This is a genomic window from Chitinophaga sp. H8, assembly GCF_040567655.1.
Taxonomy (GTDB): domain Bacteria; phylum Bacteroidota; class Bacteroidia; order Chitinophagales; family Chitinophagaceae; genus Chitinophaga; species Chitinophaga defluvii.
The window spans coordinates 3,029,348-3,050,131 of record NZ_JBEXAC010000001.1 but is presented as its reverse complement, the minus strand read 5'-3'; the positions used below and the strand labels follow the sequence as shown (position 1 = coordinate 3,050,131).

At 45.7% G+C, this 20,784-nt stretch carries 15 protein-coding genes; 12 read left to right on the top strand and 3 right to left on the bottom strand.

From position 1 onward, the window contains the following. Nucleotides 1-6: 6 nt before the first annotated feature. From ABR189_RS11570 to ABR189_RS11525, 10 genes are all read left to right on the top strand, one after another. The gene (locus tag ABR189_RS11570) at nt 7-1,497 is read left to right on the top strand and encodes a DUF1501 domain-containing protein (RefSeq protein ID WP_354660650.1); all 1,491 of its coding nucleotides are present in this window, start codon (nt 7-9) and stop codon (nt 1,495-1,497) included. Nucleotides 1,498-1,530: 33 nt separating this feature from the next. Beyond that, nucleotides 1,531-2,463, top strand: coding sequence for a sugar phosphate isomerase/epimerase family protein (locus ABR189_RS11565; protein ID WP_354660649.1), 933 nt, complete (start codon nt 1,531-1,533; stop codon nt 2,461-2,463). Then, the gene (locus tag ABR189_RS11560; protein WP_354660648.1) at nt 2,409-3,929 is read left to right on the top strand and encodes a c-type cytochrome domain-containing protein; all 1,521 of its coding nucleotides are present in this window, start codon (nt 2,409-2,411) and stop codon (nt 3,927-3,929) included. The genes ABR189_RS11565 and ABR189_RS11560 overlap by 55 nt, the downstream gene beginning before the upstream one ends. A 160-nt stretch (nt 3,930-4,089) precedes the next feature. Next, nucleotides 4,090-4,689, top strand: coding sequence for an RNA polymerase sigma factor (locus tag ABR189_RS11555; protein ID WP_354660647.1), 600 nt, complete (start codon nt 4,090-4,092; stop codon nt 4,687-4,689). 251 nt (nt 4,690-4,940) lie between these two features. Beyond that, complete coding sequence (locus tag ABR189_RS11550) at nt 4,941-5,912, top strand: FecR family protein (RefSeq protein ID WP_354660646.1); 972 nt, start codon at nt 4,941-4,943, stop codon at nt 5,910-5,912. Between the two features lie 57 nt (nt 5,913-5,969). After that, the gene (locus ABR189_RS11545; protein WP_354660645.1) at nt 5,970-9,476 is read left to right on the top strand and encodes a SusC/RagA family TonB-linked outer membrane protein; all 3,507 of its coding nucleotides are present in this window, start codon (nt 5,970-5,972) and stop codon (nt 9,474-9,476) included. Nucleotides 9,477-9,493: 17 nt separating this feature from the next. Beyond that, nucleotides 9,494-10,957 (top strand): SusD/RagB family nutrient-binding outer membrane lipoprotein, encoded by a 1,464-nt coding sequence (locus tag ABR189_RS11540; protein WP_354660644.1) that lies wholly within the window; start codon nt 9,494-9,496, stop codon nt 10,955-10,957. A 152-nt stretch (nt 10,958-11,109) separates the two neighbouring features. Beyond that, nucleotides 11,110-11,925 carry a glycerophosphodiester phosphodiesterase family protein gene (locus tag ABR189_RS11535; RefSeq protein WP_354660643.1) on the top strand — a complete coding sequence of 272 codons (816 nt, stop codon included), beginning with the start codon at nt 11,110-11,112 and terminating at the stop codon, nt 11,923-11,925. Nucleotides 11,926-12,052: 127 nt separating this feature from the next. Further along, the gene (locus ABR189_RS11530; RefSeq protein ID WP_354660642.1) at nt 12,053-14,446 is read left to right on the top strand and encodes a glycoside hydrolase family 20 zincin-like fold domain-containing protein; all 2,394 of its coding nucleotides are present in this window, start codon (nt 12,053-12,055) and stop codon (nt 14,444-14,446) included. A gap of 12 nt (nt 14,447-14,458) precedes the next feature. Next, on the top strand, nt 14,459-16,624 hold the full coding sequence (locus ABR189_RS11525; RefSeq protein WP_354660641.1) for a ligand-binding sensor domain-containing protein: 2,166 nt from the start codon (nt 14,459-14,461) through the stop codon (nt 16,622-16,624). Between the two features lie 63 nt (nt 16,625-16,687). On the opposite strand, the gene ABR189_RS11520 is transcribed toward ABR189_RS11525, so the two are convergent. After that, nucleotides 16,688-17,329 carry a DNA-3-methyladenine glycosylase gene (locus ABR189_RS11520; protein WP_354660640.1) on the bottom strand — a complete coding sequence of 214 codons (642 nt, stop codon included), beginning with the start codon at nt 17,327-17,329 and terminating at the stop codon, nt 16,688-16,690. Between the two features lie 88 nt (nt 17,330-17,417). Next, a complete protein-coding gene (locus tag ABR189_RS11515; protein ID WP_354660639.1) occupies nt 17,418-18,134 on the bottom strand; it encodes a 3-ketoacyl-ACP reductase in 717 nt (238 codons plus the stop codon). Between the two features lie 159 nt (nt 18,135-18,293). Here ABR189_RS11515 and ABR189_RS11510 point away from each other — a divergent pair, with 159 nt between their 5' ends. Further along, entirely contained in the window at nt 18,294-19,163 is an 870-nt protein-coding gene (locus ABR189_RS11510) for an aldose 1-epimerase family protein (RefSeq protein WP_354660638.1), read from the top strand. Nucleotides 19,164-19,196: 33 nt separating this feature from the next. Next, nucleotides 19,197-20,267: an NADPH dehydrogenase NamA gene (gene namA / locus ABR189_RS11505; protein ID WP_354660637.1), complete on the top strand. Its 1,071-nt coding sequence runs from the start codon at nt 19,197-19,199 to the stop codon at nt 20,265-20,267. Between the two features lie 62 nt (nt 20,268-20,329). Here the strand turns inward: namA and ABR189_RS11500 are convergent, their stop codons facing one another. Continuing rightward, a complete protein-coding gene (locus ABR189_RS11500) occupies nt 20,330-20,776 on the bottom strand; it encodes a DUF983 domain-containing protein (RefSeq protein WP_354660636.1) in 447 nt (148 codons plus the stop codon). Nucleotides 20,777-20,784: the final 8 nt, after the last annotated feature.

Here is a 20,784-nt window from a genome sequence, read left to right as displayed (position 1 = left end):
AAAAAAATGTCTCAAAAACTGATTAACGAAGCAAACCACCAGGCGCTGCAATTTTTAACCCGGCGGCACTTTTTGAAGGATTGTGTGACAGGCTTGGGAGCTGCCGCATTAGGCTCCTTGCTGGGAGGTTGTAATGTGTTTTCTAATAGTAAGGAAAGTGCATTGGCGGATAGTTTGAATCCTTTGGCCCCCAAGGTGCCGCATTTTCCGGGAAAGGCCAAAAGTGTGATTTACCTGCATATGGCAGGGTCGCCTTCCCAGCTGGAGCTGTTTGATTACAAGCCGGAGTTGCAGAAGTTGCATGATCAGTTATGCCCGCCATCTATATTGGCCGGAAAGCGGTTTGCCTTTATCCGGGGTATTCCCAAGATGTTGGGACCGCAGGCGGTGTTTAAACAACATGGAGAGTCCCGTGCCTGGATCTCAGACATGCTGCCCCATCTGACTACAGTAGCAGATGATATCAGTTTCCTGAAAGGGGTGCAGACAGACCAGTTTAATCACGGGCCCGCCCAGTTGTTTATGCATACGGGTAGTCCGAGGCTGGGCCGTCCGAGTATAGGTTCCTGGGTAACTTATGGCCTGGGTTCTGAAAACAGTAACCTGCCTGGTTTTGTGGTGCTTACCTCCGGAGGTAAAACACCGGATGCCGGGAAGAGTGTATGGGGAAGCGGATTTTTACCTTCCGTATACCAGGGCGTACAATGCCGGTCGAAAGGAGAACCGGTATTATACATCAGTGATCCTGAAGGAGTAGACCGGGATATGCGGAAAGAATCGCTGAAAGCCATCAATGAAATTAACCGGCAGGAATATGAAGCATTCCAGGATCCGGAAACCTTATCCCGTATTTCCCAGTATGAGCTGGCATATAAAATGCAGATATCCGTGCCCGATGTGATGAACATCAATAATGAGCCGGCATATATCCATGAGATGTATGGCACAGAGCCGGGAAAGGAATCCTTTGCCAATAATTGTTTGCTGGCACGTAAGCTGGTAGAGAAGGGGGTTCGTTTTGTACAGTTATTTGACTGGGGGTGGGATAGCCATGGTACGGATGAAAGTACAGCGGTAGATCTGGGGTTGCGTAACAAGTGCCGGGAAATAGACCGTCCGGTAGTAGCCTTGTTGCAGGACCTGAAACAAAGAGGACTGCTGGATGAAACCCTGGTAGTTTGGGGGGGAGAATTTGGCCGTACACCGATGCAGGAAAACCGGGAGGGCAAGCAGATGCCTTTCTTTGGCCGGGATCATCATACAGAAGCCTTTACTATCTGGATGGCAGGCGGAGGTATCAAGCAGGGGACTACGTGGGGAGAGACGGATGAAATTGGTTTTTCTGCGATCAATGGCAAAGTAGACATTCACGATGTACATGCCACCATCCTGCATCAGTTGGGTTTTGACCATGAAAAACTGATCTACCAGTTTCAGGGGCGGCCTTTCCGGCTGACAGATGTAGCTGGAAAAGTAATTCACGAAATTATTGCTTAAGCATAGCCATTAGCTGGCATACGTATAGACTACATGAACATTGACCGCAGAGATTTTTTACAGCGCAGCTCGCTTTTAGGAGCATCCTTCTTATTACCGGTATTATCAGCCACTGCATTACCCATTGACCGGCAACCCGCAGCTGCCGGTTTCCAATTGAAGTTTATGGCTACCAACTGGGGTTTTGAGGGCACTACTGATGCTTTTTGCGCCCGGGCCAAAGCTGCGGGATATGATGGGATTGAAGTATGGTGGACGTCCGATACAAAAGCACAGGAAGCGTTGTTTGCCGCTTTGCAGCAACATCAGCTGGAAGTAGGTTTTTTATGTGGCGGCAGCAGCAGTGATCCTGCCACCCATTTAAAACAATTCCGGGAAGCGTTGCTGGCGGCTACCTCGCAAAATAAACAGCGCCCGCTGTATATCAATTGTCATTCCGGTCGTGATTATTTCACCTTTGCACAGAACCGGGATTTCATTGACCTTACGGTAAAAGTCGCTGCCAGCACAGGTATTCCTGTGTATCATGAAACGCATCGTTCCCGTATCCTGTTTGCCGCCCATGTGGCCAGGGAGTACCTGGAGAAAATACCGGGATTACAGCTTACGCTGGACATCTCTCATTGGTGCAATGTACATGAAAGCCTGTTGCAGGACCAGGAAGCCACCGTAAAGCTGGCGCTGGCACGTACCGGGCATATCCATGCCCGTATTGGGCATCCGGAAGGACCGCAGGTAAATGACCCGCGTGCACCGGAATGGGAGGCCACCGTAAAAGCACACCTGAGCTGGTGGGACCAGGTGATGGCACGTAAAAAAGCCGATGGGCAGCTCATGACCGTTCTCACGGAATTTGGTCCGGCAGACTATATGCCTGCCTTGCCTTATACCCGCCAGCCGGTAGCTAATCAGTGGGAGGTGAATGTGTATATGATGAATTTATTAAAGCAACGATACAACCATTAATGACGGCGCATTTCTTTTTATTACAGGCCACTGCACCCGGCAACTGGGAATTGTTTATTGGCCGTTCACATCCTTTACTGGTACACTTACCTATTGGCATATTGCTGGTGGTGTTTATCCTTGAATGGCTGGGGAGGAAGCCCGCCTATGCCTATCTACAGGCGGCGATATCGCCGGTACTATTTGCCGGAATGCTCGCCGCCATAGCATCGTGTATAGCAGGGTATCTGTTGTCTTCTTCCGGAGGGTATGATGAATCCTTATTAAGCTGGCATAAATGGCTGGGCATCGGGGTAGCGGTGATTTCCCTTTTGTTGTGGATCAGCAGAAAACTCAGCGGTGCCACACAGTTTTATTTCCTGAAAAAATGGAACTTACCATTGGCGGGGGGAATGGTATTGTTATTATCTGCTGCCGGGCATTATGGAGGATCGCTTACACATGGCAGTGATTATCTTACACAGGCTATGCCGGAGTCGTTACGTAAGCTGACGGGCGCTGGAACAGCCACGGCTGCCACTGCTATGCCGGTAATTGCTCAGGTGTCGGAAGCACAGGTGTACCAGGATATTGTACAACCTATTTTATCTCAACGTTGCTATAGCTGCCATAATACTGAAAAACAAAAGGGAGGTTTAAGGCTGGACGACAGTACCTTGCTGGCAAAAGGAGGGGAGCATGGACCTGCATTAAAGCCTGGTGCCCCTATGCAGAGTGAATTATTTAAACGGATCATGCTGGCCGAAGAAGAGGAGAAGCATATGCCGCCAAAGGGGAAACCACAGTTAAGCCTGCACCAGGCCGCCTTGCTGGAATGGTGGATTGCATCCGGCGCACCATTTAACAAGCAGGTAAAGGAATTGGAGGTGCCCGTTAATATACAGCCTATGCTCGCTGCTCTGGAAGCATCCGGCAAAGAGGGGGTAGATATCCCCGAAACAGCCGTGGCAGCAGCTGCCGAGAAAGATATGCATGTGCTGGAACGTAAGGACGTAAAGGTAATGCCGGTGGGTGCCAGCAGCAATTATCTGCAATTGAACTTTGTGAACGCCGCTCAGTTCAACGATCAGGATGTGGCATTATTATTACCACTCAAAAAGCAGATCGCGTGGCTGAAAATGGGCAATACACAGATAACAGATGCAAGCCTTAAAACGATCGGACAACTTCCTAACCTCACCCGGTTACATCTGGAACATACTGCCATTACTGATACGGGCATACGTGAATTAGCCGGTAACCGTACCCTGCGTTATCTTAATTTATTCGGCACTAAAATTACAGACGATGGCATTGCCGCATTACAGCAGGTAAACTCTCTGCAACGCCTGTATGTATATAAAACCGCTATTTCAGACAAAGCCATACTGGCATTGAAGGCACATCTCCCCAAATTACAGGTGGATACAGGCGGGTATGTATTACAACGCCTGCCCACAGATACCATTATTTATCACAGAAAATAGCCAGTCATAAAAGGATGCAATAGGATGAATTTGAAAAAATAAATGCTTATATTACCGCGGACTGCTGTGAAATAACAATTCCTTTATAACAGGACCGCTGTATAGTCATTATATTTGGAGGTATTTTGTAAAATATACCTTAAATAAATCCTGAATTCCTATGACAGAAAAGTCTTTACAGTATAGTAATGACGTTGATCATTGGGCCAAGATGCTGGAAGGGGATCATGATGCTTTTAATATTTTATATGAGCGTTATTTCCCTATGTTATTTAGGTATGCACTGCGTTTTACCACTAACAGGAGCATTATAAAAGATCTGTTGCAGGATCTGTTTACCGCCCTTTTTTTAAAGGGCAGGGAATTACCTCCTGTGCATAATCCACGAAGTTATCTACTGGTAGCCACCCGCCGTAAAGTGATCAAAAAGATACAGCAGGAGGCGAAGATTTCAACTGAAGCAATCCGGGAACAGGAATATGATTTCCGGCTGGAATTATCCGCCGACAATGCCATCATCAATAAACAAAGCTGGGAGCAGCAGCGCTATCTGCTGGAGCAAACGCTGTCTTTATTGACCAGAAGGCAAAAGGAGGCTATTTACCTGCGTTTTTATGAAGAAATGAGCTATGATGAAATAGCCGAAGTAATGTCTTTAAAAGAAGTAAAATATGCCCGCACGCTTGTTTACCGTGCCCTTACCGAGATGCGGGAACAATTGCGAAAGAAAAACGGGCAACATGGTCTGATGATTTCCTGATCATATCCTGCGATTACCTGCTAATTTTCCTGAATTCCCTGATATACCTGCCATTTTTCCTTTACCATCTCCCCATTTTTCCAAATAATTTCAAGTAGTAGATATTGATATTGAATTAGTTATAATTTTTTTAAAAATTCTTTGATTTTTCTGAGGGTATTTTTGAGATATCGGACTCCTATTTATAAGGCCATTTACTTCCAGGCTGATTTGTGAGTATGCATTATAAAAATTTCAAAACACCCGATTTTATGGCAGACGCTTCTTTTCGGTCTTGGGTGAAGAACAACGATGCCACAGCTGCCGCCTTTTGGGAATCATGGATAGAACGCAATCCGGAGAAACTTCATATGGTGGAAGAAGCCCGGGGCTTACTGGAAATGATGGATTTTAACCCAGGTGGTCCTACAGAGGAGGAGATGAAGGAAGTTAAAGGTAACATTGACCGCATCTTATTACAGATAAAAACTGAATATATAGCACCGGAGCGTCCGGTACGCCGTATTAAGAAGGCTTATTACTGGGCTGCTGCTGCGAGCATCCTGATTTTGCTCACCGCAGGCTGGTTTCATTACATTTATAATGCACCGGTGAAAGTAAGTACCGGATATGCACAAACCAAGCAGGTTACACTGCCAGACAATTCTAAGCTGATATTGAATGCTAATTCCACGATAACTTATTCAAAAAACTGGAGTAATAGTTCCGCCAGGGAAGTATGGCTGGATGGAGAGGCTTTTTTCGAAGTGGCAAAAGCACCACATAGTGCTGCACCTAAATTCAGTGTACATGCCGGTACGATCAATGTAGATGTACTGGGTACCAGCTTTAACGTGTATCACCGTAAAGGAAATATCGCAGTAGTGCTGGAAGAAGGGAAGGTAGCCCTGGAAAATAACACCAATCATCAGCGGGAGATCATGCAGCCAGGGCAAATGATGACCTGGGATACACACACTTTTAACAGACAACCTGTAAATACAGCATTATATACCTCCTGGAAAGACAAACGGCTGGTATTTGAAAATAAGCCATTGTCTGAGATTGCCAGGATGCTGGAAGATAACTATGGCTACCGGGTAGCATTTAAGAAAAAAGAGCTGGAAACCCTGCGGTTTACGGGTGCCTGCTCTACAGAAGACATTAATATTTTATTGGCCAATATAAAAGAGGTATTTGAATTAGAGATTATCCGGAAGGACACTACTATCATTTTCCAGTAATTCAAAATAAGCAAAGCTACCAGACACGTTATTAAAACCTTACCTAAATTAACTACTATGCGGAAAAACTCTACTTACCGTAAAGCTATGCTATTGCCGATGGCGTTGCTGATGGTGCTACCGTATGCAGGGGCCCAGGAAGTAACAATGGCCAGTAAATCGGGCAATAAGCCAGCCTTTTCCACCAAGGGGAACCGGCTGGTTCCTCTGAAAGAAGCCCTGGCGGGAATAGAAGCCGGGTACAGTGTAAATATAAATTATGATGATCAGCTGGTTTCAGGTTTGGAAGTACCTGAAAAACTGGCGAGGATCTCACATACAGATATTGTTCGTCAATTATCCGCTGTACTGAACCCTGTAGGGCTGATGTATGTACGGATGAGCCAATCTGATTATGTGATCAAATCAGTTAAAGAAAACGGACAAAGTAATTCAGCAAATAAAGTAAGCTCCGTACTGGCGCAGGAAGTGATCGTAACCGGGGTAATTACCAATGATAAAGGAGAAGCATTACCAGGTGTAAGTGTGGTGGAAAAAGGTACCAAAAATGGTAGTACCTCCGATGTGGATGGTAAATACCGTTTACGTGTATCCAGCTCTAAAGCAACCCTGGTATTCCGCTTTATCGGTTATGTAGCTAAAGAAGTGCCTGCCGGTAGCGGCGGACAATTAAATATCAGGCTGGAGTCTGATACCCGTGAGCTGACAGGGGTAGTAGTAACCGCCCTTGGTATTAAAAGACAGGAAAGAGCATTGGGTTATTCCATTGCTACTCTGGACGGCTCTAAAGTGAACTCCGTGAAGGAAGTAAACGTAGCCAATGCATTATCCGGTAAAGTTGCCGGGGTAAACGTAAGAAGTGCGGGTTCTGATCCCGGATCTACTGCGTTTATCACCATTCGTGGAGAAAGCTCTTTTAGCTCTACCCCTAAGCAGCCATTGCTGGTGGTAGATGGTATTCCGGTAGACAATGGTATCCGTAACCCAACCCAGCCATTAGGAAGTGGGGTGGTAGATTATGGTAGCCCTATGTCTGATATCAACCCGGATGATGTGGAAACAGTAACCGTACTGAAAGGCGCCAGTGCTGCGGCCTTGTATGGTAGCCGTGCTGCATATGGTGTTATCCTGATTACTACTAAAACAGGTGCAAAAGCTAAAAAAGGGTTAGGCGTAAGTGTGAACTCTTCCATTATGGTAGACCAAGCCTGGATCTATCCTAATTTCCAGAATGAGTTTGGAGCGGGAGACCGTGCCGGTAGCGATGAAACAATTTCTGAATCCAGCTGGGGCCCAAGATTAAATATAGGTACCAAGCACATTCAATGGGATAGCCCGCTGGATGGCAATGGTAATCCAATCCCAACAGACTGGGTAGCTTACCCTAACCGTCACAAAGATTTCTTTAAGCCAGGTTTTACGCTTACCAATAACGTAGCGGTAACCGGTAATAATGATCAGGGTAATTTCCGCCTTTCCTATACCAATCTTACAAATGAAGGGATTGTGCCTAATACTGATCTGAAAAGAAATACCATCAATCTGGCAGCAGGGTATAAACTGAACAAAAATGTAAGAATCAGTACCAATGTATCCTATATCGGTAATGGCAGTGATAACCGCCCTGCTGTAAACCGTGGAAGTGCGGCCAATATTGTATATACCACTACCCCCAATATTGACATCAATAAACTGAAAAACTACTGGTTGCCTGGTCAGGTAGGTGTACAGCAATTTTCACATGTACCGGGTAAAGTAGACAATCCTTACTTAATTGCATACGAAGCTACGAATGGTTATAACCGTGACCGTATCATGGGAAATGTGCAGTTGAATATAGATATCACAGAAGCCCTTACCCTGATGTTGAGAACCGGTCTGGATCATTTCTCTGAACAAAGGGAAACCAAACGGCCTTTCAGCCTGAAGAGCAATCCTAAAGGAGGCTATGGTTTTGAAACCAGCTTCTTTAATGAAATGAACTCCGACTTCTTGCTGACCTATAAAAAGGCGGTATCTGAGGACTGGTTCTTCTCCATATCTGGTGGTGCAAGCCGGATGGACCGTAAAACCAGCGGTAACTCCAACTTTGCAGATGCGTTGGTAGTATCCGGGTTGTATAATATCAGTAATGCGCAGGCTGGTACTGTACGGAATTATTCCGGACGCTCTAAAAAGCGGATCAACAGTGTGTATGGCATGGGACAGGTATCTTATAAGAACTATATCTACCTGGATCTGACAGCCAGAAATGACTGGACCAGCTCATTACCAACTGGCAACAACTCTTATTTCTATCCTTCTGCTTCATTAAGTGCAGTATTAACGGATATGTTCCATGTTACCAGTGGTCCTTTATCATTTGCAAAATTACGCCTGAACTGGGCACAGGTAGGAGGAGATACCGATCCATATCAATTGTATAATACCTATAGATTTGGACAGGATTGGGGCGTAGTGAAGAAAGCTGAACTGGACTTTACTTTAAAGAATAATAATTTAAAACCAGAAATTGCTACTTCTTCTGAAATAGGTGCTGATCTGCGCTTTTTCTCTGGCAGACTGGGGATAGATGCCTCTTATTATATTAAAAACAGCCGTAACCAGATCATGAGAATTCAGACTACTATGGCTTCTGGTTATGGTGGCAGATGGATCAATGCTGGTGAAATTGAGAATAAGGGCTGGGAAGTTAACTTAACAGGTACACCGATCAAAGGTGCCTTTAACTGGGATGTATCTGCAGTATTCAGCAGAAACCGGAACAGGGTAGTAAAACTCACGGAAGGTATCAGCAGCCTGGAAATGAATTCTGCAGAAGGGGTGAAGTACCTGATCAGAGAAGGGGAAGTGATGGGTGATTTTTATGCTAATACCTGGGAGAAAGTGCCCGATGGACCTTATAAAGGAGAACCTTTACTGGATGAAAGCGGTGCTTACCAGAAAGTAAATGAAGTAGTAAAGATCGGAAACTACAATCCTGACTTTATGGTAGGTTTCACCAACACTTTTACCTACAAAGGATTTACTTTAAACGTATTGATCGACTGGCGTCAGGGTGGACAGTTCTATTCCTATATGGCTAAGAACCTGTTGTCTGATGGCCGTACCACTACCACTTCTGCAGGCCGTGATCCACAATCAGGCGGACTTGCCTGGAATGATGGTACCCGTGACCGCACAGATGGTATGATTCTGCATGGTTATATTGCTGATGGCAATGGTGGCTACAAATTGAATGATGTCATTACTGATCCGGAAAACTATTATGGAGAATACTACTGGAGCTTTAATGGCCGTTCTACTTTCGATGCTACTTACGTAAAACTGAGAGAAGCTTCACTGAGCTATGTTTTTCCAAACAAAATGTTAGGAAACGTACCAGTATCTAATTTAACAATTGGTTTAATTGGCAGAAACCTTTTCAACTGGACTGCAGCAGGCATGGGGTATGATCCTGAAACAGCCGTAGCCATACAAAATGGCAGCTTTGGACAGGGTGTAACCAGCTGGTCATTACCAGGTGTACGTTCTTTTGGATTTAAATTAGGTTTTAACTTTTAACTATTAATGCAGTTATTATGCGATATATACATAAATTAAGCTTATTGCTGCTTTGCTCGTTAATATTGGGAGCTTGTAGTAAAAACCTGGGAGATATTAACGTCAATCCCAATGACCCGGAAACAATAGATCCTCAATACCTGATGTCGAATGTGCTGCTTTCAGCTGCCTACGATTATCAGAAGGATAGTTATATGTCTGAACCTGCATCCGCCGGCCGTTATATTACCATGGTCCGGAACGAAGGGCCTGACAAATTTGGCTGGGGCCCTCAGGGCTGGGATGGTCATTATCAGAAATTGTCTACCATTTATAACATGGTGAGCATTGCTAAAAGCCGTTCACAGGACCAGTATGTTGCTATTGGCAAAATCTTGAATGCTTTCTCCGCTTCGTATTTAACAGATCTGTATGGAGATGTACCTTACAAAGAAGCTCTGCAGCTGAAAGATGGTATTGTACATCCCAAGTATGATACACAGGAGTCTATTTATATGGACTTGTTAAAGCAGCTGAAAGAAGCCAATGATGTACTGGCTACTACCACTTTGCCGATTGACAAAACAGCCGATATGATGTACGGTGGTAAGGCAATCATGTGGCAAAAGTTCGCCAATTCCTTACGGTTGCGGTTGTTACTGCGTTGTTCCAAAAACTATGCAAACGCTTTTACAGAAATGCAGGAAATACTGAGCAATAAAGCCAAGTACCCCATTTTTGAAAGCAATGCAGATAATGCACAGGTACCTTATCTGGGAACCAATAAAGACAACAGCTGGCCTGGTAGCACGATTGCCAGCTCTCCAGACGAGTTTGACAAGCGTAAACCCAGCAAGGAAATAGTTGACTTTCTGCTGAAAAGGAATGATCCAAGACTACCAGTACTGGTAGCTAAAGTGGAAGAAATTGGTACAATAGATAAGAATGAGTACGTAGGTGTACCCAATGCTATTCCCGCGCCTTATGACTATAATGGGGGCAATAAAAAGATGTCCCTGTTGAGCCCACTGTTCTCCAGCAGCAAAAATGATATGTTAAAAGCCAGCCTGGTTTCTTATCCTGAAATACTTTTCATTCTGGCAGAAGGTTTACAGAAGGGTAAGATCACAGTAGCCGGTGAAACTGCTGAGTCTATGTATTACAAAGCTATCGCAGCAGGTATGGCCCAATACGGTGTAACCGGTGATGCAGAGAATATGCATTATTATGATCAGGCACTGGTAAAATATGATGGCACTTTAAAGCAGTTGATCGGACAGAAATGGATGGCCGGATTCCTGAAAGGTGCAGAAGGCTGGTTTGACCACCGCCGTACCGGTTTCCCTGAATTTGTGCTGGGGCCAATGGCTGCACAGAGCACTATTCCCAAAAGGTATATCTACCCTGATAATGAGAATGGCTTGAACGAGGCTTCTTACCAGGAAGCGATTGCCCGGATAGGTGGTGATACCCGTAATGTGTTGATGTGGTACCTGAAATAAGGAGCTGTTAGCTATTAGCCTTTAGCTTTTAGCTATAAATGCAAGCGAATTATTATTAAATTAAATAAGGTGTAGCTGTCTGTAGCAAACGATGTCTTCAATTGCTACAGGCAGCTAACAGCTAAAGGCTAACAGCCAAAAGCTAAAAAAACATGCGTTCATACGTCTTATTTTCCCTTTTAATTTTCATAACAGCAAAGGTGGTGGCACAGCCACCTTTGCCTTATAGCAAACATACAACGGTGGTAATTGCGCACCGGGGCGATCATGTACTGGTACCGGAAAATACGGTAGCAGCCTGCAAAAAAGCAATTACACATGGCGTAGATTATGTGGAGGTAGATCTTCGCACAACAAAAGACGGGGAGCTGGTACTGATGCACAATGCTACCGTAGATCACATGACGAATGGCAAGGGAGCAGTGAAAGACCTGACCTTTGCAGCCATCAGGCAATTAGCAGTAAAGCCCAGACTGGAGGCTGATAAAAACGTGTACCGTGTGCCCACTTTTAAGGAAGTGCTGGCAGCCTGTAAAGGCAAGATTCATATCTACCTTGATTTTAAGGACGCAGATGTTGCCAAAACCTACGCTTTGATCAAAGCTGCAGGCATGGAACGATCTGTTATCGTATATATTAATGCGGAAGAGCAGTTGAAACAGTGGCAGCAAATAGCGCCGCAAATGCCCTTGATGTGCAGTTTGCCGGAAACGGTAAAAGATGCAGCCAGCTTACAGGCGTTTATCCGCACTGCAAAAGTGGCGGCATTGGATGGTGATCACCGGCAATATACACCGGAAATGCTGGCTGCTGCAAAAGCAGCCAAAGTAGCAGTGTGGCTGGATGTGCAGGAGAAAGAAGAAGGACCCGCGCAATGGGATCCTGCATTACAGCTGAAGGTGGATGGTATGCAAACAGATCATCCGGAAATCTTAGTAAAATATCTGCAGAAAAAAGGCAGGAGATAATATTTCAAACTGTACTTGAAAACCCTGTTTTTTTATACTCAGCAGCAGTGTGAAATGTCGGGAGCACTTTAATCAGTTTGGCAAGTATAAAAAAGTAGCTGTAAACCCACGATTATTAAGTTGTTTCATGAAAAGTTATCTACACTTGTTCATTACCTATGCCCGCTATGCAGCGTTACTGTTATTGTTGACAGGCGTATTTGCATTATTCACAGCGTCACCTGTTTATGGACAGCAGGTGACGCTTACTAAAGTGACGGTTGTTACAGGTAAGGGCCGTTTGCCGGAAAGCGAAGCGATGGCCGCAAAGATATTAATAGAAGAAGTAGCCAAAAGAACAGGACTGCGTTGGGAAATAGCGACCCAATTGCCGGCTGCTGGTGATGTGATTGTACTCCAACAGGCAGGTGCTAAAAATAAGGTGAATGTGCCCGGAGCCCCTCCCTTGTCATTGCAGGCGGAGGCCTACCGGATAGGGAGCATGCAGGAAAAAGGACGTACCGTAGTATGTATTGAAGGCCGGGATAGCAGAGGGGTACTCTTTGGTGCCGGACATTTGCTCCGGTTGTTACAATATCAAAAGAATAGTGTAGGTGTAGCTGCAAACCTGTCGCTCGCAGAGTGGCCGGAAGTACCGGTGCGCGGGCATCAGCTGGGGTACCGGAATACGGCCAACTCTTATGATGGCTGGACACCGGAACAATATGACCAGTATATCCGGGAGCTGGTGATCTTTGGCGCCAACAGCGTAGAAACGATCCCGTTTGCCGGCAAACCAAGTCCGCACTTTAAGGTGGCACCGGAAAAAATGAATATCCTGATCAGCGGGATCTGTAAGCGGTATGGCATCGATTACTGGGCCTGGACACCGGTGGAAACAGACCTGAGCGATGCGGCTAAACGTGCCGCATATATCGTGGAATGTGAAACACTGTATAAGCAGACCCCTAAAATAGATGATGTGTTTTTTCCAGGAGGAGATCCCGGAAAAAATCCTCCCGAACTCATGATGCCTTTGCTGGAAACATTGGCACCGATATTAAAGAAGTATCACCCACAGGCCAGGATCTGGCTGTCCCTACAAGGATTTACACCAGCACAGAGCCAGTTTGTATATCAGTATATGAACACCAAACTACCTGCCTGGATGGGTGGATTGGTATGTGGGCCCAGCAGCCCTCCGTTTGAGGAAACCAGGGCTGCCTTGCCTGCCAGATACGGATTACGCAATTACCCCGACATTACGCATACCGTGCGTTGTGATTACCCGGTAGCCTGGTGGGATCCTGCCTTTAATTTTACGCTGGGGCGTGAGCCGGTAAACCCACAGCCTTATTATTATGCCAATATTTACCGTCATACCGTAGGCTTTACCAATGGCTTTATCTCCTATTCAGATGGGGCGCACGATGATATTAATAAAGCCGTCTGGAGCCAGTTGGGATGGCATGCCGGAGCAGATGTGAGGAATATTGTATTGCAGTATGCTAATTTTTTCTTCGCCAGTGATATTGCCGCTACCGCAGCAGATGGCATTCTGGCATTGGAGAAAAACTGGGAAGGTCCTATTGTGGCCAATGGGAGTATCCCGGCTACCTTGCAGCTGTGGCAAAACATCGCACAGAAACACCTGGAACTGTCTGGCAACTGGCGCTGGCAGATGTGTTTATTACGCGCTTATTATGATGCATATGTACGTGAACGTTATATCTATGAATCAGCACTGGAGCAAAGGGCCAATGCAGTATTGTTAAAAGCAAAAGAAACAGGTGTTGTGCCAGCGATGGCTGCCGCAGAAAAGATATTGCAGGAAGCAGTGACAGCGCCGGTAAAACCGGAATGGCATCAGAAAATAATTGAACTGTGCGAAGCGCTTTATAATTCCGTGCAGCTGCAAACAAGTGTAGCCAAGTATAAAGCATCAGGATCAGAGCGGGGGGCTGTGCTCGACTTCCTGGACCGGCCACTGAACAACAGATGGTGGCTGGAGGATGAGTTTAAACGTATTGGCCAGCTTACAGATAAGGAACGCCAGCTGAAAGCACTGGATACTTTGGCAACATGGGAAAACCCCGGACCGGGAAGTTTCTATGATAATGTAGCCAATGTATCAAAGTCGCCACACGTGGTAAGGGGAGAAGGTATCAATACTGATCCGCTGATGCGCAAAAGTGATAATCCCGGATTTGACTGGTGGGACGGAGGGATGAGCAGGAAGCGGCTTTCGTGGATGATGAGTTTGCGCTGGCCTACTGGATTATTATATGAACAACTGGATAGCACCGCAACTTATACCGTGCAGGTAACCGGTTATGGAGAGTCCTTGCTAAAAGCCAATGGTCAGCGTCTCCAACCTACCATCTATGGAAAAGGTATTGGTGAAAGAAAAGTATTTCCCATACCGGCAGGATTAATCCGGGAAGGTAAGCTACTGCTCACCTGGGATACGATTGATGAAGAACATATTAACTGGCGGCAGCACTCCCGGGTATCGGAAGTGTGGCTGATCAAAGAAAAATAATAGTTAAAGCTTATGATCACACGTTTATTTGTTGCAGGGGGATGTTTGCTGTTCACCCTGGCAACCGGGAAAGTCTGGGCAAATGATCCGGATACGCCTTTCAAACAGGCTATTTCAGTGAAATATCCTTTGCCTGATGAGTTAAAGGGAAGTACACTGAAAAAGGTAGTTACAGACTATAATGATATTGCCTATGTGCTTAGCAATAAAGGATTATACCGGGTTAGTGACAATAAGCTGATAAGAGATGTACGTTTCCGGCCTTTGGCACAAAAAATACCAGTGGATATTACTGCACAGGAAGGTGCCGGACATTTGTATTATCTGTATGAAGATAAATTTCTGACCAACGGATATGCAGGTGTACCCTATGGTTTGCTGCCCAAAGGAAAGTTTAACATGCTGGCGGTAGCAGAAGATGGAACCGTATTGCTGGCAGGAAAGAATGCAACGGGACTATACCGTCAGGGAAAACTGATCAACATCCCCGCACCGGGAGATGCATTGCTTTCTATTCAGGCAAAAGATGGTGCATTTTACGGATTTAGTACCAGAGGAGTATACCAGCTGGCGGGAGAGCGCTGGGAAGCGATTCATAAAGGTAATAATCTGCAGTCAGTAGCTTTTCGCGGGAATGAAATCATCCTGGGAACCGCCAATGGCTATTTTGGGATTGATAAAGCTACCGGCGACAGCACCTTTGGCATGCAGACGAAAGTGCCGGTTCAGAATATCAGCCAGCTGGCGGTAGTAAACGGGCACGTATGGGCAGGTACTCCAATAGGGGCTTTTATGAAAGAAAACTCCGGTAAGTTCCGGTATTATGCATCCAAACGCTGGCTGGACAATGACCAGATAACAGGTATAACAGCTGATAGTGAAGGAAACATTTTTTTGCTCACCAACAGCGGATTAAATAAAATAGAATTCAGTACACAAACCCTGGAGAAAAAAGCTGTTTATTTCCAGAATAAAATCCGGGACAGGCATATCCGTTACGGGTTTATTTCAAATATACATCTGAAATCACCTGGTGATCTGGCTTCTGCGGAAATGGCAGATACTGATAATGATGGTTTGTGGAGTGCATTTTATCTGGGTAGTCAGGCTTTCCGTTATCAGGTAACCGGCGACAAAAAAGCAAAACGGTATGCCTGGGAAGCATTTGAGGCCTTTGAACGTTTGTTGTCTATTAACCAGTTAAAAGGATTCCCTTCCCGCACCTTTGAAAGGAAAGGATATAAGAACTCTGACCCGGAACATTGGCGCGATTCTCCGGATCCGGAATGGGAATGGAAAGGACATACCAGCAGTGATGAATTTGTAGCCTATATTTTCATTGCCGCCGTGCTGGATGAAATGGTAGCAGAAACAGAAGGAGAGAAGAAAAGAGTGGCTGCATTTATGGATAAGATCTTAATGCATCTCCTTGATAACAACTATTACTTTATAGATGTGGATGGCAAACCTACTTTATGGGGGCGCTGGAATCCGGAATACATCAATATGTACCCTGAAACCATTGGCGACCGTAAGTTAGGCAGTACGACCATCATTGCAGGATTACAACTGGGTTATGCCCTTACCGGTAAAGAGATTTACAAAACAGAAGCCTACCGCCTGATGAAGGAACATGGCTATCTTAAAAATATCCTGGTTGATTACAATACGATCAAAGCTACGCCAGGGTTCAAACATATGGGCATTGACCTGGGGATGGGTGGATGGAATCATTCGGATGATGAAATGGCTTTCCTGACTTATTGGGTATTGGAACGTTATGCCTTTACACCGGAGCTGCAACAACAGTTTAAAGGGGTGATCCTGAATCACTGGCAGCTGGAACGACCAGAAAAGAATCCATTATGGAACCTGATTACTTTAGCTACAGCAGGTACTTATGATGAAGCTGCTACATTCTGGTATTTACGGGAGTATCCATTGGATCAGGTGCGTTGGGGCATAAAGAATTCCCACCGGAAAGACCTGGTATTTTTACCGGATAATTTCCGCGGACAAACTACTACAGAATTAATTCCTCCGGGAGAGCAGCCTATGCACCGGCATAATGCCAATGCATTTAATCTGGATTCTAAAGAGCAAGGCACGAGTGAGCTGGCAGGAGATGAGTACCTGTTGCCTTACTGGCTGGGGAGATACCTGAAAGTGATAGAGTAATCTTTCTTTGCATAAATGACAACCAGTAGATCCCGGGAAGTAGTGCACCGGGGTTTGCTGGTTTTATTTTTTTCCACTTACATATGGGTTGCCTTTCAGTATAAACCGGTAGGGGAGCAATGCATCTGCACCTGCATAGTCTACCCCAATACGTGGAGTAGCCACAATTTCCCGCGGTTTTATGGGGAAGTTGTCTGTTGCGATGTATATGACATCGCCCAGCAGGCTTTGCCCGGTGTGGCCTGTTACGATACCTAATGCTTTGGAAACATTGCCCGGACCTCTGGTAAGGGTGTAATCTGCTTTCTTTTTACCGGTTCGCTCCAGCATAACCGGAATACCTGCCAGCGGCGCTACTGCTCTTACCAACACCGCATGCGGTGTATCCTGCTCGTTGGTAACGATATTAAAAAGATGGTGAATACCATAGCATAAGTAAACATAAGCAAGCCCCGCCTGTTGGTACATCACTTCAGTCCTGTTGGTACGCCTGCCCCCATAGGCGTGGGAGGCTTTATCAATGATACCGTTATAGGCTTCTGTTTCCACAATGCGCCCTGCCGTATACTGTCCGTCAAAGTGGGTAACGATAATCTTTCCTATCAGTGCTTTGGCGATGGTGAGTACATTGGTACGGTTGTAAAACTCATATCCCAGTTTCTGGAGATGGGGCAAGGCCACGCCGTTGTTCATATCTGGTTGCATGTAAGTATTCTTATAGGGTGGAGGCGCCGGTTCAGTAAGTGAATATTTACGGTGAACCGGCACTGTTATGTTATCTGATCCTGGAGGATCAGGGATTAGTAGACCATAACCCTGCAGATTTTACCAGCACCCGGCGGTTCAGTTTCAGTTGTGATACCACAAACTCGGCCAGGTCATCCGGTTGCAATACCTTGTCGGGATTACCATCAGTCAGTTTCAGTTCCTTTGCCATGTCTGTAGCAATTGTACTGGGGGTTAAGGCGCTGACGCGGATATTATGCTTCCTTACTTCCAGCATCAGGGATTCAGTAAGGCCCAGTAAACCAAATTTAGAGGCACTGTATGCACTGGTAAGTGGTGCACCTCGTTGTCCCGCTGTAGAAGAGATATTGATAATATCTCCGGTCTGGCGTTCGATCATACCCGGCAGTATGGCACGTGTAACATAATATACACCCAGGAGGTTTACGCGGATGATGTTTTCCCATTGTTCGGGCGCTAATTCCATAAAATTGCCAAAGGCAGCAATCCCTGCATTATTGATGAGAATATCGATAGTGTCAAATGCTTCGGAAATCTTTTGTACCGCAGTATTTACGGCATTTATATCTCCTACATCTGCAATCGCAAAAGCTACTTTTACACGGTGAGCAGCTACCTCTGCAGCTACTTCTTCCAGTGGGCCGGTAGACCGTCCCAGCAGCGCGATGTTGACTCCTTCTTTTGCCAGCGCAATGGCGATGGCGCGGCCTATGCCTTTACCTCCGCCTGTAATGAGCGCTGTTTTTCCTTTTAATGACTCCATGATCTTTCCGCTTTATTGTGAGTAAATTCAAATTATTATGGTTGCCGCAAAGATAGGTAATAATCAGGCGCTGGATAAACGGGCATCCACCGGAATTGCCAAAGTAGTACTATTTTTGCAGCACATGTAAAATCAGGAATATATAAAACCTCATCACATATGCTGCAATTATCCAATGAAAAATTAAGTGTTACGATTGCTGAAAAAGGCGCAGAGCTGCAAAGTGTGATCCGTAAGGATCTGCAACTGGAATACATGTGGAGTGGAGATCCTGCTTTCTGGGGGAAAAAAAGTCCGGTATTATTTCCGGTGGTAGGCGGGTTAAACAATAACAGCTATACGTATGAAGGGAAGTCGTATTCCCTGGGCAGGCATGGTTTTGCCAGGGATATGGTGTTTGAGGTAACTGCTCAAACGGATAGCCGGATTACGCTCACACTTACCGATAATGAAGCTACCTGGAAAGTGTATCCGTTTCATTTCCGCTTTCACATCCACTATGCCATTGCAGAAGAACAGCTGACAGTGATCTATGAGATTGAAAATACGGGAAAGTCTGATCTGTTGTTTTCCGTAGGAGGGCATCCCGCATTTAAAGTACCCCTGGTGGCAGGTACTACTTTTGAGGACTATTATCTTTATTTCAATGAGGAGGAGCATGCGGGCAAATGGCCATTGTCTGCTGCAGGGTTGATTGAAAATACACCGGTACCATCATTGGAACATACCCACACATTACCGGTTAACAAACCCTTGTTTTATAATGATGCCCTCGTATTTAAGGAGCTGGCTTCCACCAAAGTAACGTTGAAGAGTGATGCTACGCCGCATGGATTGGAGATGGATACGGAAGGCTTTCCTTATTTAGGGATCTGGTCGGCCAAGGATGCCGATTTTATATGTATTGAACCCTGGTGTGGTATTGCAGATCATGAGGGCACTAATGGCAAGCTGGAAGATAAAGAAGGAATAGAGCGATTATTCCCCGATGGTAAATTCAAACGGGATTGGAAAGTTGTTTTCTTTTAGAGATATTGCATGCTTTAACCAGTGCAGGATATTATGACACATTTATTCAGTCCGTTACAGCTCAGGGAGATTACTTTCAGGAACAGGGTGGCCGTTTCACCCATGTGTGAGTATTCATCAGTGGATGGATTTGCAAACGACTGGCACCTGGTACATCTGGGTAGCCGGGCGGTGGGAGGTGCCGGGTTGGTGCTCACGGAAGCTACTGCTGTTTCTCCGGAGGGACGTATTTCCCCGGATGATCTGGGTATCTGGAAAGATGAACATATTCCTGTATTGCAAAGAGTCACTTCGTTTATACATGCGCAGGGTAGTATTGCAGGGATGCAGCTGGCACATGCAGGGCGTAAAGCGAGTATGACTTCCCCCTGGAAGGGCAATAAGCTGGTGCCGGCAGCTGCCGGAGGCTGGCAGGTAGTGGCCCCCAGTGCGATTCCTTTTAGTGAGGATTATGGTATGCCCCTGGCTTTGACAACGGAGGGCATACAGCAGGTGATAACAGACTTTAGTAAAGCAGCAGTGAGAGCATTGCAGGCAGGATTTAAAGTGTTGGAAATACATGCTGCACATGGCTACCTCATCCATGAATTTTTATCTCCACTGAGTAATCAGCGTACAGATGAATATGGAGGCAGTTTTGAAAACAGGATCCGGTTGTTATTGGAGATAACAGCAGCAATAAGAGCTGTTTGGCCGGCACAGTATCCACTATTTGTACGTATTTCTGCCACGGATTGGGCAGCTGGGGGATGGTCGCTGGAAGAATCCATACAACTGGCAGCGGTACTGAAAGATAAAGAAGTGGACCTGATAGATTGTTCTTCAGGAGGCCTGGTGGCGCATGCGAAGATAACAGTAGGTCCCTTGTACCAGGTACCTTTTGCAGAAAAAATACATCAGGAAACGGGAATGCGGACAGGTGCCGTAGGTATGATCACTACTGCCAAAGAAGCAGAGGAAATTATAGCCACCGGTAAGGCAGATCTTGTTATTATGGCGAGGGAACTGTTACGGGATCCTTATTTTCCGTTACATGCTGCGCATGAATTGGGATTTGAAGGGATGCCATGGCCGGATCAATATTTACGGGCCAAAAAAAGATGAACCTGAAACGGATTGCCAAAAACATGGGGCCCCATGTTAAACACAACTCCTATTCACTAACACTAATTTAGCCCTACTGCCGGTGTAGGGGTGACTGCCGGTTTTTGCCAGTTAGGATCATAAGGTACAAAGAAGTAGATCCAGATGGACCTGGCCAGTCGCATAAATATCGGTTGTAAAAGTAACAACAATCCTGCATTGAAGCCCAGCCACCAGAACAGGCGGTTGTCGTAAATAGAGATACCTACAAATACTACCCAGGCAATAAAGCTGGCTACACAGGTAGCAATTGACAAGGCATAACTTACATAACCAGTACCGAAATAAAAGCCCGCTTCCACTTCTGTTACCTGCCCGCAAACAGGGCAATGCTCATTCATTTCCAGGCATTTTTTCAGGTGGTACGGATTCTTATCTGTAAAGAGCTGGCCCCTGCGGCAACGAGGGCATTTATTTTGTAAAACACTGCCCAGCAGGTTTGGTTTTTGTATTTCATCAGGAACTTTCATATCTGCAA

Coding starts and splice junctions, on each gene's coding strand:
- ABR189_RS11570 (WP_354660650.1), top strand. CDS start 7: ATGTCTCAAAAACTGATTAACGAAGCAAACCACCAGGCGCTGCAATTT.
- ABR189_RS11565 (WP_354660649.1), top strand. CDS start 1,531: ATGAACATTGACCGCAGAGATTTTTTACAGCGCAGCTCGCTTTTAGGA.
- ABR189_RS11555 (WP_354660647.1), top strand. CDS start 4,090: ATGACAGAAAAGTCTTTACAGTATAGTAATGACGTTGATCATTGGGCC.
- ABR189_RS11550 (WP_354660646.1), top strand. CDS start 4,941: ATGGCAGACGCTTCTTTTCGGTCTTGGGTGAAGAACAACGATGCCACA.
- ABR189_RS11545 (WP_354660645.1), top strand. CDS start 5,970: ATGCGGAAAAACTCTACTTACCGTAAAGCTATGCTATTGCCGATGGCG.
- ABR189_RS11540 (WP_354660644.1), top strand. CDS start 9,494: ATGCGATATATACATAAATTAAGCTTATTGCTGCTTTGCTCGTTAATA.
- ABR189_RS11535 (WP_354660643.1), top strand. CDS start 11,110: ATGCGTTCATACGTCTTATTTTCCCTTTTAATTTTCATAACAGCAAAG.
- ABR189_RS11530 (WP_354660642.1), top strand. CDS start 12,053: ATGAAAAGTTATCTACACTTGTTCATTACCTATGCCCGCTATGCAGCG.
- ABR189_RS11525 (WP_354660641.1), top strand. CDS start 14,459: ATGATCACACGTTTATTTGTTGCAGGGGGATGTTTGCTGTTCACCCTG.
- ABR189_RS11520 (WP_354660640.1), bottom strand. CDS start 17,329: ATGCAACCAGATATGAACAACGGCGTGGCCTTGCCCCATCTCCAGAAA.
- ABR189_RS11515 (WP_354660639.1), bottom strand. CDS start 18,134: ATGGAGTCATTAAAAGGAAAAACAGCGCTCATTACAGGCGGAGGTAAA.
- ABR189_RS11510 (WP_354660638.1), top strand. CDS start 18,294: ATGCTGCAATTATCCAATGAAAAATTAAGTGTTACGATTGCTGAAAAA.
- namA (WP_354660637.1), top strand. CDS start 19,197: ATGACACATTTATTCAGTCCGTTACAGCTCAGGGAGATTACTTTCAGG.
- ABR189_RS11500 (WP_354660636.1), bottom strand. CDS start 20,776: ATGAAAGTTCCTGATGAAATACAAAAACCAAACCTGCTGGGCAGTGTT.